The 12,165-nt window shown below is 73.8% G+C and carries 11 protein-coding genes; 9 read left to right on the forward strand and 2 right to left on the reverse strand.

The annotated features are described in order from the left end of the window. Positions 1-20 precede the first annotated feature (20 nt). Complete coding sequence (hisS, locus tag BJY28_RS12540; protein WP_179463301.1) at positions 21-1,415, forward strand: histidine--tRNA ligase; 1,395 nt, start codon at positions 21-23, stop codon at positions 1,413-1,415. On the opposite strand, the gene BJY28_RS12545 is transcribed toward hisS, so the two are convergent. After that, complete coding sequence (locus BJY28_RS12545; RefSeq protein ID WP_179463302.1) at positions 1,394-2,059, reverse strand: helix-turn-helix domain-containing protein; 666 nt, start codon at positions 2,057-2,059, stop codon at positions 1,394-1,396. The genes hisS and BJY28_RS12545 overlap by 22 nt on opposite strands. 668 nt (positions 2,060-2,727) lie before the next feature. On the opposite strand from BJY28_RS12545, the gene ald reads away from it, so the two are divergent. The 8 genes from ald (at position 2,728) to der (ending at position 11,708) form a co-directional block, all read left to right on the forward strand. Then, a complete protein-coding gene (gene ald, locus BJY28_RS12550; RefSeq protein WP_179463303.1) occupies positions 2,728-3,843 on the forward strand; it encodes an alanine dehydrogenase in 1,116 nt (371 codons plus the stop codon). Between the two features lie 50 nt (positions 3,844-3,893). Next, on the forward strand, positions 3,894-4,805 hold the full coding sequence (gene xerD / locus BJY28_RS12555) for a site-specific tyrosine recombinase XerD (protein ID WP_179463304.1): 912 nt from the start codon (positions 3,894-3,896) through the stop codon (positions 4,803-4,805). 88 nt (positions 4,806-4,893) lie between these two features. Then, the gene (locus tag BJY28_RS12560) at positions 4,894-5,769 is read left to right on the forward strand and encodes a ParA family protein (protein WP_246313836.1); all 876 of its coding nucleotides are present in this window, start codon (positions 4,894-4,896) and stop codon (positions 5,767-5,769) included. A gap of 5 nt (positions 5,770-5,774) precedes the next feature. Further along, on the forward strand, positions 5,775-6,734 hold the full coding sequence (locus tag BJY28_RS12565; protein ID WP_179463305.1) for a segregation and condensation protein A: 960 nt from the start codon (positions 5,775-5,777) through the stop codon (positions 6,732-6,734). After that, positions 6,727-7,347: an SMC-Scp complex subunit ScpB gene (gene scpB, locus BJY28_RS12570; protein WP_179463306.1), complete on the forward strand. Its 621-nt coding sequence runs from the start codon at positions 6,727-6,729 to the stop codon at positions 7,345-7,347. The genes BJY28_RS12565 and scpB overlap by 8 nt, the downstream gene beginning before the upstream one ends. Beyond that, complete coding sequence (locus BJY28_RS12575; RefSeq protein WP_179463307.1) at positions 7,344-8,366, forward strand: pseudouridine synthase; 1,023 nt, start codon at positions 7,344-7,346, stop codon at positions 8,364-8,366. The genes scpB and BJY28_RS12575 overlap by 4 nt, the downstream gene beginning before the upstream one ends. Next, positions 8,363-9,490 carry a prephenate dehydrogenase gene (locus tag BJY28_RS12580; protein WP_343037102.1) on the forward strand — a complete coding sequence of 376 codons (1,128 nt, stop codon included), beginning with the start codon at positions 8,363-8,365 and terminating at the stop codon, positions 9,488-9,490. Before BJY28_RS12575 ends, BJY28_RS12580 begins: the two co-directional genes overlap by 4 nt. A gap of 37 nt (positions 9,491-9,527) precedes the next feature. Then, entirely contained in the window at positions 9,528-11,708 is a 2,181-nt protein-coding gene (gene der, locus BJY28_RS12585; RefSeq protein ID WP_179463308.1) for a bifunctional cytidylate kinase/GTPase Der, read from the forward strand. Positions 11,709-11,768: 60 nt separating this feature from the next. On the opposite strand, the gene BJY28_RS12590 is transcribed toward der, so the two are convergent. Further along, positions 11,769-12,113 (reverse strand): hypothetical protein, encoded by a 345-nt coding sequence (locus BJY28_RS12590; RefSeq protein ID WP_179463309.1) that lies wholly within the window; start codon positions 12,111-12,113, stop codon positions 11,769-11,771. Between the last annotated feature and the right edge of the window lie 52 nt (positions 12,114-12,165).

The following is a 12,165-nucleotide window of genomic DNA, read 5'->3' on the forward strand; positions in this document are numbered from 1 at the left end:
AGGACACGACGGACCCCCCGATGGCCAAGATCACCCCGCTCTCCGGCTTCCCCGAGTACCTGCCCGAGCAGCGGATCGTCGAGCAGCACTTCCTCGACGTCATCCGCTCCACCTTCGAGCTGCACGGCTTCCCCTCGATCGAGACCCGCGCGGTGGAGCCGGTCGAGCGGCTGCTCGGCAAGGGCGGCGACGCCGACAAGGAGATCTACGGGGTGCACCGGCTCGCCGGGGAGACCAGCGGCGGCAGAGACGGTGGCGGCGGTGACGGCGGCGCTGGCCGGCGAGAGGGCGCCGAGCTGGGGCTGCACTTCGACCTCACCGTCCCCTTCGCCCGGTACGTGCTGGAGCACGCGGGGCGGCTGAGCTTCCCCTTCCGCAGGCACCAGATCCAGAAGGTGTGGCGTGGCGAGCGGCCGCAGGAGGGGCGCTACCGCGAGTTCACCCAGTGCGACATCGACGTCGTCGACGTCGGCGAGCTGGCGCCGCACTTCGAGGCGGAGATGGCCCTGGTGGTCGCCGAGATCTTCGCGGCGCTGCCGCTGCCGCGGATGACGATCATGGTGAACAACCGCAAGATCCCCGAGGGCTTCTACCGCGGGATCGGGCTGGACGACGTCGCCGGGACGCTGCAGATCGTCGACAAGCTCGACAAGGTCGGGCCGGAGCGGGTCGTCGAGCTGCTCGTCGAGAGCGGCGCCAGCCCGGAGCAGGCGCAGCAGTGCCTGGCGCTGGCACAGATCCGTAGCAGCGACACCTCCTTCGTGGAGCGGGTGCGCGAGCTCGGCGTGGAGCACCCGGTGCTGGAGGAGGGCCTGGCGGCGCTGGCCGCGGTCATCGAGGCCGGCAGCGCGGCGGCGCCGGGGGCGATGGTCGCCGATCTCAAGATCGCCCGCGGGCTGGACTACTACACCGGCACGGTCTACGAGACGGCGATGGAGGGCTACGAGTCGTGGGGCTCGTTCTGCTCCGGCGGGCGCTACGACGAGCTGGCCAGCGACGGACGGACGACCTACCCGGGCGTGGGCATCTCGATCGGCCTCTCCCGGCTGCTCGGGCTGGTCTTCACCGAAGGTCTGGTCGAGGCCAGCCGGAAGACGCCGGCGGCGGTCCTGGTCGCGGTGACCGACGAGGAGTCGCGGGCGGCGTCGGTGGCGGTCGCGCGGTCGCTGCGCGGCTCGGGGGTGCCCTGCGAGGTCGCGCCGGCGGCGGCCCGCTTCGGCAAGCAGATCCGCTACGCCGAGCGGCGCGGCATCCCGTACGTGTGGTTCGTCGGGGCGGGCGAGGACGGCGGGGACCAGATCAAGGACATCCGCTCCGGCGAGCAGGTCGATGCCGTCGCGGAGGAGTGGCGCTGCCCGGTCGCGGACCTGCGGCCGCAGGTGGTGGCCGCGGGTCAGGCGCCGGGCCACGGCTGAGGGCGCTGCCAGCGCCACAGCTGGTGCCGGTCCCAGTGGCCGCCGGGGCTGACCTGCTCGTCGGGCCCCAGGGTCTCCAGGTCGCCGAAGGGTGGGAAGCGTCGTCCCGCGTTGTCCCGGGCCACCAGCTCGTCAACACCCCACGTGAGCGGGTCCGGCTCATGGTCGTCGCCGTCGGGGCGGACCTCGAGCCGCCAGCCGAGAGCGCCGAGGAGCTGCTCGGCGCGGCCGAGCGGGACGCCGGAGGGGTCGGTCTCCAGCCGGGAGATCGTGGATCGGCTGACGCACATCCGCGCGGCCAGCGCGCGCTGGCTCAGGTGATGCTCGCGGCGGTAGGAGCGCACCGCCAGGCCGATCCGGTCGAGCGCGCCGAGCTCGTCGCGAGCCGTGGCGAGGGACGCGGCGAAGGAGGGCGCGACGCGATCGCTGCGCACGTGCCGCTGCGGACGGGCCGGCGGGTCGACGTAGGCCTCGGGCCAGAACAGGCAGTCGAGGCAGTCCTCGCAGTCGCCCGGCTCGAGGCAGGTCTCGCACGGGAACGGGCAGGCGTCGAGTCCGGCCTCCCCGGGTGAGTCAGCGCCGGATTCGTCATCACCTGGCTGGTTGTCGTCGTGCCTGCAGTGGTCGTGCATGTCGTCGTTCATGCGGCCAGCGTGCGCCGCAGATCGGATGGAGCGGCAGGCCACCGCCGATGCTGTGGATCGCGAGCCTGGGTCCCCTCGGCCTGTGGGTGTCGGCGAGCTACGTCGGTGCCTCATGTCATGAGCAGGGGTGTGGCACGGGCAGGGGCGGCAAGCGTCGTGCCGGGTCGCTGCGGGCTGTAGAGGTGGGTGTCGGCGGGCTACGTCGCTGCGTCACGTCGTGAGCAGCTTGCGGTGATCGCCCCGGCGACGGACAGCGGCCCGGGACACCTACGCACGGAGGTGCCCACCCCTCGGTGCCTCGGCGCGTGGTTCGCGACGTGGGGCAGCGACGTACTGCCGAGGCAGCAAGGTCACGCCCTTCGGTATCCCACCGCCAGGGTTCGCGAGGTGGGGCACCGACGTAGCGCGGGAGAGGGCGCGTGGTCGAGCGGCGCCGGCTGGGGTCTTCGGGCGGCTCACCTGGTGAGGCAGCGACGTAGCGTGCGGGAAGGGATGCGGGACGGGATTGGGAAGGGATGCTGGGCGGGTCGGTTGTGAGCAGGGGGTTCGTGGCGCAGGTCACGCTGCCACTAGGATCGCGGGTGGCCCTACGGCCCGCCCGCGGCAACGGCGCCGCGGGCGCACACCGGGGCGTCCTGGCGCCCGCAGCACGATCGAGGAGCGCGGCAATGAAGGTCGGCATCCCCCGCGAGGTCAAGAACAACGAGTACCGCGTGGGCATCACCCCCGTCGGCGTCAACGAGCTGGTGCGCGCCGGGCACGAGGTGCTCATCGAGAAGGACGCTGGCGTCGGCTCGGCCATCCCGGACGAGGACTTCGTCGCCCAGGGAGCCCGGATCATCGACACCGCCGACGAGCTCTGGGCCTCCTCGGACATGGTCGTCAAGGTCAAGGAGCCGGTCGCCGAGGAGTACCACCGCCTCCGCGAGGGCCTGATCCTCTTCACCTACCTGCACCTCGCCGCCGACGAGGCGCTCACCCGCGAGCTGCAGCGCAGCGGCACCACCGCCATCGCCTACGAGACCGTCCGTCTCGACTCCGGCCTCCTCCCGCTGCTCTACCCGATGTCCGAGGTGGCCGGCTGCCTCGCCCCGCAGGTCGGCGCGCACGCGCTGCTCAAGGCCTCCGGCGGCCGCGGCGTCCTCATGGGCGGCATCGGCGGCGTCGCCAACGCCAAGGTGGTCATCCTCGGCGCCGGGGTCGCCGGGCAGAACGCCGCGAACATCGCCCTCGGCCAGGGCGCCGACGTCACCCTCCTCGACACCGACCTCGACAAGCTCCGGATGAGCTTCTGGCGCTACGACAACCGCGTCCACCAGCTCGCCTCCAACGAGCTGACCATCCGCGAGCAGGTCACCAGCGCCGACCTCGTCATCGGCACCGTCCTCGTCGCCGGCGCCCGCGCCCCCAAGCTCGTCACCGACGACATGGTCGCCCAGATGAAGCCCGGCGCCGTCCTCGTCGACGTGGCCATCGACCAGGGCGGCTGCTTCGAGGGCAGCCGCCCGACGACGCACGCCGACCCCACCTTCCCGGTGCACGACACCCTCTTCTACTGCGTCGCCAACATGCCCGGCGCGGTTCCGAGCACCTCCACCTGGGCGCTGACCAACGCGACCCTGCCCTACACCGTCCGGCTGGCGAACGCCGGCTGGCAGGAGGCGCTGCGCGCCGACCCCGCCTTCGCCCTCGGGCTCAACGTCCACGGCGGCGACATCACCCACCCCGGCGTCGCCGAGGCCTTCGACGAGCCGCTGGTCACCGTCCAGGAGAAGCTGGCCTGAGCGAGCACCAGGGCGCGACGCCCGACGCACCGCCCGCACCACCGACCGCGATGGCCCGGGCGGTGCGCACCTGGCTGACCCACCTCGACGTCGAGCGCGGCGTCTCGCCGAACACCCTGTCCGCCTACCGGCGCGACGCCGCCCGCTACCTCGAGCACCTGGACCGCGAAGGGGTGACCAGCCCCGCCGAGGTCACCCAGGCGCACGTCAGCGGCTTCCTCTCCGGGCTGCGCACAGGAGCCGGCGGGCACCCGCCGCTGGCCGCCTCCTCGGCCGGCCGCTCGCTCGTCGCGGTGCGCAGCCTGCACCGCTTCCTCGCCCTGGAGGGGGAGACCACCGACGACCCCGCCGCCCGGGTCGCCCCGCCCGCACCGCCCTCCCGGTTGCCCAAGGCCATCGCCGTCGACCAGGTGGAGCGCCTGCTCGAGGCCGCCTCGCTCGGCGACGGCGCCGTCCCGCTGCGCGACCGGGCGCTGCTCGAGGTGCTCTACGGCACCGGCGCCCGGATCTCCGAGGCCGTCGGGCTCGACATCGACGACGTCGACACCACCGCCGGCGCGGTCCGGCTGCACGGCAAGGGCGGCAAGGAGCGGATCGTGCCGCTGGGCAGCTACGCCCGGGAGGCGGTCGACGCCTGGCTGGTCCGGGGCCGCCCCGAGCTGGCGGCGAAGGGGACCGCCGGCCCTGCCCTCTTCGTCAACCTCCGCGGCCGGCGGCTCTCCCGGCAGAGCGCCTGGGCGGTCATCACCACCGCCGCCGAGCGCGCCGGGATCAGCGGCGACGTCTCGCCGCACACCCTGCGGCACTCCTTCGCCACCCACCTGCTCGACGGCGGCGCCGACGTGCGGGTCGTCCAGGAGCTGCTCGGGCACGCGTCCGTCACGACGACGCAGATCTACACGATGGTCACCGTGCAGCAGCTGCGCGAGGTCTACGCCCAGACCCATCCACGGGCCCGGTGACCACCGCCGGTGCTTGATAGTCTCGCCTGGATCAGCGAGAGGCTGACCGACGACGAGACCCGGGAGTGATCCGCACGTGGCATCCGAGCTGACGCCGCCGCTCGACCTCGAGCACGGCCAGGGCCCGACCGGCCCGACCGGACGGCAGATGCCGGACTTCCCGGACCCGCAGCCGCTGGCCAGCCACGGCCCGGCCCGGATCATCGCCATGTGCAACCAGAAGGGCGGGGTCGGCAAGACGACCACCACGATCAACCTCGGCGCCGCCCTCGCCGAGTACGGCCGCCGGGTGCTGCTCGTCGACTTCGACCCGCAGGGTGCCCTCTCCGTCGGGCTCGGGGTGCCCACCCACCAGCTCGACACCACCATCTACAACCTGCTCGTCGAGCGCGGCCACGACGTCCGCGAGATCATCCAGCGCACCTCGGTCGACGGCCTCGACGTCGTCCCGGCCAACATCGACCTCTCCGCCGCCGAGGTCCAGCTCGTCGGCGAGGTCGCCCGCGAGCAGATCCTCAGCCGCATCCTGCGCCCGGTCCTCGACGACTACGACGTCGTGCTCATCGACTGCCAGCCCAGCCTCGGCCTGCTCACCGTCAACGCGCTCACCGCTGCGCACGGCGTGATCATCCCGCTGGAGACCGAGTACTTCGCCATGCGCGGGGTCGCCCTGCTCGTCGAGACCATCGAGAAGATCACCGACCGGCTCAACCCGGCGCTGCAGATCGACGGGATCCTCGCGACGATGTTCGACGGGCGCACCCTGCACAGCCGCGAGGTCGTCGGCAGCGTCGTCGACCACTTCGACGAGCGGGTCTTCCACACGGTCATCTCACGCACCGTGAAGTTCCCCGACGCCACCCTGGCCGCCGAGCCGATCACCTCGTACGCGACCGGGCACAGCGGCGCCAACGCCTACCGCCAGCTGGCCCGCGAGCTCGTCGCCCGCGGCGGCGCTCCCTGACGGTCATGGACGAGCCCACCGCGACCGAGGCCGCCGCCGAGGCCCCTCCCGCGGTCCCGGGCGGGGTGCTCACGAAGAAGGCGAGCGGCCAGGCCTTCACCGTCCACCTGGACAACTTCGAGGGCCCCTTCGACCTGCTGCTGGGTCTGATCAGCAAGCACCAGCTGGACATCACCGAGATCGCGCTGGCCCGGGTGACGGACGAGTTCATGGCCTACCTGCGCGCGCTGCAGCAGGCCGACCCCGGCTGGGACCTGGGCCAGACCAGCGAGTTCCTGCTCGTCGCGGCCACCCTGCTCGACCTCAAGGCGGCCCGGCTGCTGCCGACCACCGGCGAGGTCGACGAGGAGGACCTCGAGCTGATCGAGGCCCGCGACCTGCTCTTCGCCCGGCTCATGCAGTACCGCGCCTTCAAGCAGGTCGCCGCCCGTTTCGGCGAGGAGATGGCCGTCAACGGCCGGATGACCGCTCGCCAGGCCGGGCTGGAGCCTCGCTTCGCCAGCCTGCTGCCAGAGCTGGTCATGCACGTCACCCCCGAGCAGCTGGTGTTCGTCGCCGCCCGCGCGCTCACCCCGAAGGAGGAGCCGACGGTCGGGCTGACCCACCTGCACGCCCCGGCGGTGAGCGTGCGCGAGCAGGCCGGGATCATCGGGGAGCGGCTGCGCCGCGAGGGGCGGTGCAGCTTCCGCAGCCTGGTGGCCGACGCCGGCACGACGCTGGTCATCGTGGCCCGCTTCCTCGCCCTGCTCGAGCTCTTCCGCGACCAGCAGGTCGGGCTCGAGCAGCCCGAGGCGCTGGAGGAGATCAGCGTCCGCTGGGTCGGGGCCGCCGACGGCGCCATCGAGGTCAGCGATGAGTTCGACGAGGGTGACGAGCCCTCGGACGCAGCAGACGATGCCGACGGGGAGCCGTCCCCGGCGGCGCCGGATCAGCACGCACAGGATCAGGAGGATCTGGATGAGTGAGCCGCGGCCGGCAGAGGCCGAGGAGCAGCAGATCGCCTTCGACGTGGGCGACCTGCCCGGTGGTGCGGTCGGCGCCATCGAGGCGGTGCTCATGGTCGTCGAGGAGCCGGTCACCGAGCTGGCCCTGGCGACCGCGCTGGAGCGCCCGGTCGAGGAGGTGCGCACCCACCTGGGCACCATCCAGCAGCGCTACGCCGACGGCCAGCACGGCTTCACCGTGCGCGAGGTCGGCGGCGGGTGGCGCTTCTACAGCCACGCCGCCTACGCGCCGGTGGTCGAGCGATTCGTCCTCGACGGCCAGCAGGCCCGGCTCACCGCGGCCTCGCTGGAGACGCTCGCGGTGATCGCCTACCGGCAGCCGATCTCCCGCGCCCGGATCGGTGCGGTGCGCGGGGTCAACGTCGACGGCGTGGTGCGCACGCTGCTCACCCGCGGCCTCATCGAGGAGGTCAGCACCGAGGACGGCGACGGCCACGGCGCGACCCTCTACGGCACCACCGGCTACTTCCTCGAGCGGATGGGGCTGGCCAGCCTGGACGACCTGCCGGCGATCGCCCCCTTCCTCCCGGAGGCCGACGCGATCGACGAGCTCGCCGAGAGCGGGCAGGCATGACCCCGCCGCGCCGACGCCAGGGAGACCAGCCCGGCCCCCGGAAGGGCGGCAAGGGCAGCCGTCCGGGCCAGGGCCCGCGCGGCCAGGGTCAGCGTGGTGAGGGCCCGCGTGGTCAGGGCGGGGGTCCGAAGGGCGCCCGCGGCCAGGGTGGTCCCAAGGGAGGCCCCCGCGGCCCGAAGGGCGCCCCTCGCCGGGGCCGCCAGCCGGACCGCGGCACCAGCGGCCGCTCGCGTGGCGGCCAGCCCGACCTGGCGCCGCCCGAGCCGTGGCTGCCGCAGCGCGACGTGCACGACCCGGACGGGGTGCGTCTGCAGAAGCTGCTCGCCGGGGCCGGGGTCGGATCGCGCCGCGCCTGCGAGCAGCTCATCGCCGACGGCCGGGTCGAGGTCGACGGCCAGGTGGTCACCGAGCTCGGCGTGCGGGTCGACCCGCTGCGCCAGACCGTGCACGTCGACGGCGAACGGGTCCAGCTCGACGACTCCCGCGTCTACCTCGCCTTCAACAAGCCGACCGGGGTCGTCACGACGATGTCCGACGAGCTCGGTCGGCCCTCGGTCGGCGACTACGTGCACAGCCGGCCGGAGCGGCTCTTCCACGTCGGCCGGCTCGACGCCGACACCGAGGGTCTGCTGCTGCTGACCAACGACGGCGAGCTCGCGCACCGGCTGCAGCACCCCGCCTACGAGGTGCTCAAGACCTACGTCGCCGAGGTGCCCGGCCCGCTGCCGAAGGACCTCGGCAAGCGGCTGCGCGAGGGCATCGAGCTCGACGACGGGCCGGTGGCCGTCGACTCCTTCCGGGTGATCGACTCCCGACCGGGCAAGGCGATCGTCGAGGTGGTGCTGCACGAGGGGCGCAAGCACATCGTCCGCCGGATGCTCGAGACCTCCGGGCACCCGGTGATCTCCTTGGTGCGCACCCAGATCGGCAACATCCGGCTCGGCGACACCAGGACCGGGCGGTGGCGGGCGCTGACCCGTGACGAGATCGGCGGGCTCTACAAGCAGGTCGGGCTGTGACCGGAACCCCCGAGGCGACCCGGGCCGCCGCCGCGCTGCCGCCGGTGCACGTCGTCGGCACCGGGCTGATCGGGACGAGCATCGGTCTCGCGCTGACCAGCGCCGGGGCACGGGTCACCCTGGCCGACCAGTCCGAGACCTCGGCGGCGCTGGCCCGCGACCTCGGCGCCGGCAGCCTGGACGCCCCGGCTGAGCCCGGGCTCGTCGTCGTGGCGACCCCGCCGGACGTGGCGCCGCGGCAGGTGCTCGCCGCGCTGCACCAGCACCCAGGCGCGGTGGTCACCGACGTCGCCTCGGTCAAGCAGGCGATCCTGCGCGACCTGGTGCGCTCGGGGGAGGACATCGGCCGCTACCTCGGCAGCCACCCGATGGCCGGCCGCGAGCGCAGCGGGGCGATCAGCGCCCGCGCCGACCTCTTCGAGGGCCGCGCCTGGGTGCTCTGCCCGCACGAGGCCACCACCGACGCGGCGGTCGCGGCCGTGGCCGAGCTGGCCCGGGCCACCGGCGCCGCGGTGAGCACCCTCAGCCCGGCCGAGCACGACGCCGCGGTCGCCGCGGTCTCGCACGTGCCGCAGGTGGCCGCCTCGCTCGTCGCGGCCCGGCTGGAGCCGCTGGCCGACGAGGCGCTCGGGCTGGCCGGCCAGGGGCTGCGCGACGTCACCCGGATCGCCGCCAGCGACCCCGGCCTGTGGACCCAGATCCTCGCCGGCAACGCGCCGGCCGTGGCCCGGCTGCTGCGCGAGGTGGCCGTCGACCTCACCGGGCTCGTCGAGGCGCTGGAGGCCCTCGGTGCCGATGCCGACGACGTCGCCGACGCGCCGGGCGCCCGCGCGGTGCTGGCCCGCGCGGTGGCCGCCGGCAACGCCGGGCACGCCCGCATCCCCGGCAAGCACGGCGCCGCCCCGACGAGCTACGAGATCGTCCGGGTGGTCGTCGACGACCAGCCGGGTCAGCTCGCCCGGCTGCTCGCCGACATCGGCGAGGCCGGGATCAACCTCGAGGAGCTGCGCCTCGACCACGGCCTCGGGCTGCCCTTCGGCGTCGCCGAGGTCTCGGTGCTGCCGGCCGCGGCCGGGCCGCTGGGCGAGGCGCTCACCGCCCTGGGCTGGCAGCTGCACGGGTGAGCCGAGCACGCCCGGCGGGCACGTAGGCTTGCCGGTCATGAGCCCCGCCGACGCCCCCTTCGTCATCGCCGTCGACGGACCCTCCGGGTCGGGCAAGTCCAGCGTCTCGCGAGCGGTCGCCGACCGGCTGGAGGTCGGCTACCTCGACACCGGCGCCATGTACCGGGCGCTGACCTGGTGGTGCCTCGAGCGCGGCATCGACCTGGCCGACGAGGTCGCCGTCGAGGCCGAGGCCAGCACCGTCCCGCTGGAGCTGTCCGACGAGCCGACCCGCCAGCGCGTGCTGGTGGGATCCACCGACGTCACCGAGGCGATCCGCACCCAGGAGATCTCCACCGTCGTCTCCCAGGTCGCCACCAACCTCGGGGTCCGCGCGGTGCTGCAGCAGCGCCAGCGCGACCTCATCGCCGAGATCGCCGAGGCCCGCGGCGGCTGTGTCGCCGAGGGCCGCGACCTGACCACCGTCGTCGTGCCCGAGGCCACCCTGCGGCTGCTGCTCACCGCCAGCGAGGAGGCCCGGCTGCGCCGCCGCTCGCTGGAGGTGCACGGCCAGGACGACGAGGACGCGGTCGCGGCCACCCGGGACAGCGTGCTGCGCCGGGACCGGGACGACTCGACGGTCTCCGACTTCACCGTCGCCGCCGACGGGGTGGTCTCGCTGGACACCTCCGAGCTGAGCTTCGAGGAGAGCGTCGAGGCGGTCCTCGGGCTGGCCGAGGAGGTGCGCCGCGGCGAGAGCCCGGCCGGACCGCCGGTGCCGCCCGTGGTCGTCGACGAGGCCGAGGGCGACGAAGGGGTCGAGCGCGTGCTGCGCGCCGGCCTCGAGGACTTCGAGCTCACCGACGACGACCGGGCGCTCATCGACGGCTTCCAGGAGGAGGCCGAGGAGGAGGACGAGGGGCCGCTGCCGGTGGTGGCCATCGTCGGCCGGCCGAACGTCGGCAAGTCCACCTTCGTCAACCGGGTGCTGCGGCGTCGGGCCGCGGTCGTCGAGGACACCCCGGGGGTGACCCGGGACCGGGTGGCCTACGAGGCGGAGTGGTCCGGACGACGTTTCACCCTCATCGACACCGGCGGCTGGGCCCGGCAGGCCGCCGGGATCGACCTGCGGGTCGCCGAGCAGGCCGAGATGGGTGTCGAGATGGCCGACGTCGTCGTGCTCGTCGTCGACGCCATCGTCGGTGCCACCGACGACGACGAGGCCGTGGTGCGGCTGCTGCGCCGCTCCGGCAAGCCGGTCGTGCTCGTGGCGAACAAGGTCGACGACCAGCGCTTCGAGGCCGACGCCGCCGCGTTGTGGAACCTCGGGCTGGGCGAGCCCTGGCCGGTCTCGGCGCTGCACGGCCGGGGGAGCGGCGACGTCCTCGACGCGGTGCTGGACGTGCTGCCGGAGGTCTCCCAGGTCGCCCAAGTGATCCCGGACGGGCCGCGCCGGGTGGCCCTCGTGGGTCGGCCGAACGTCGGCAAGTCCAGCCTGCTCAACAAGCTCGCCCGCGCCGACCGGGTGGTCGTCGACGACGTCGCCGGGACCACCCGCGACCCGGTGGACGAGATCGTCGAGCTCGACGGCCGGCCGTGGCGCTTCGTCGACACCGCCGGGATCCGGCGCCGGGTGCACCAGACCCGCGGCGCCGACTTCTACGCCTCGTTGCGCACCCAGGCCGCGCTGGAGAAGGCCGAGGTGGCGGTGGTGCTCATCGACGCCGAGGAGCCGATCGCCGAGCAGGACCTGCGGGTGGTCGGCCAGGTCGTCGACGCCGGGCGGGCGCTGGTCATCGCCTACAACAAGTGGGACCTGCTCGACGAGGAGCGCCGCTACTACCTGGAGCGGGAGATCGAGCGCGACCTGGTGCAGGTGCAGTGGGCGCCGCGGGTGAACATCTCCGCCCGCACCGGTCGGCACACCGACCGGCTGGTGCCCGCGCTGGACACCGCGCTGGACAGCTGGGACACCCGCATCCCGACCTCCCGGCTCAACGCGCTGCTCGGCGAGATCGTCGCCGGCCACCCGCACCCGGTGCGCGGCGGCAAGCAGCCGCGGATCCTCTTCGCCACCCAGGCCTCGACCCGGCCGCCGCGCTTCGTCATCTTCGCCTCCGGCTTCCTCGAGGCGGGCTACCGACGCTTCCTGGAGCGGCGGCTGCGGGAGGAGTTCGGCTTCGCCGGCACACCCATCGAGGTGTCGGTGCGGGTGCGGGAGCGCCGGCGGCGGCGCTGAGGTCTGGGGGCGCTGAGGTTCGGCGGCACTGAGGTTCTGGGGCGCTGAGGCGCCGGATCGCTAGGACGGGTACGCCCGGGCGAGCATGACCGTGAACCCGACGACGCAGCCGACCGGGAGGTAGGCCACGCTGGCGATCACCAGGCTCAGGCCTCGGGTACGTCGCCGCGACTCGTTGATCTGGTGGCAGCCGAGCGTGAACAGGGCGGCCGGGGTGAAGAACGCGACGATCTCCACGAGCAGGGTGGCGACCATCGCGAGTGGCCTTTCCTGGACCTCGGCCGGCTCGACGAGTCCCGCCAGGATGGCGCCGAAGACGCTGGGCAGCATGATGCCGATGGATACGCCGGCGGCGATCGCGCCGCCGGTGTCCGAGACGGGGCCGGTGTCCGAGGTCGCGCCCACGGGGCGGTCGCGGGGTGCGGTGCGGTCCGTCGTCGGTGCGCTGCCTCCACCG

Origin of the sequence: Janibacter alkaliphilus, from assembly GCF_013408565.1 — a bacterium.
In the GTDB taxonomy this organism is placed as follows: Bacteria; Actinomycetota; Actinomycetes; order Actinomycetales; family Dermatophilaceae; genus Janibacter; species Janibacter alkaliphilus.

What these genes read in the sequence shown, in the direction of transcription:
- hisS (WP_179463301.1), top strand. Translation starts at nt 21, where the DNA reads ATGGCCAAGATCACCCCGCTCTCCGGCTTCCCCGAGTACCTGCCCGAG.
- BJY28_RS12545 (WP_179463302.1), bottom strand. Translation starts at nt 2,059, where the DNA reads ATGAACGACGACATGCACGACCACTGCAGGCACGACGACAACCAGCCA.
- ald (WP_179463303.1), top strand. Translation starts at nt 2,728, where the DNA reads ATGAAGGTCGGCATCCCCCGCGAGGTCAAGAACAACGAGTACCGCGTG.
- xerD (WP_179463304.1), top strand. Translation starts at nt 3,894, where the DNA reads ATGGCCCGGGCGGTGCGCACCTGGCTGACCCACCTCGACGTCGAGCGC.
- BJY28_RS12565 (WP_179463305.1), top strand. Translation starts at nt 5,775, where the DNA reads ATGGACGAGCCCACCGCGACCGAGGCCGCCGCCGAGGCCCCTCCCGCG.
- scpB (WP_179463306.1), top strand. Translation starts at nt 6,727, where the DNA reads ATGAGTGAGCCGCGGCCGGCAGAGGCCGAGGAGCAGCAGATCGCCTTC.
- BJY28_RS12575 (WP_179463307.1), top strand. Translation starts at nt 7,344, where the DNA reads ATGACCCCGCCGCGCCGACGCCAGGGAGACCAGCCCGGCCCCCGGAAG.
- der (WP_179463308.1), top strand. Translation starts at nt 9,528, where the DNA reads ATGAGCCCCGCCGACGCCCCCTTCGTCATCGCCGTCGACGGACCCTCC.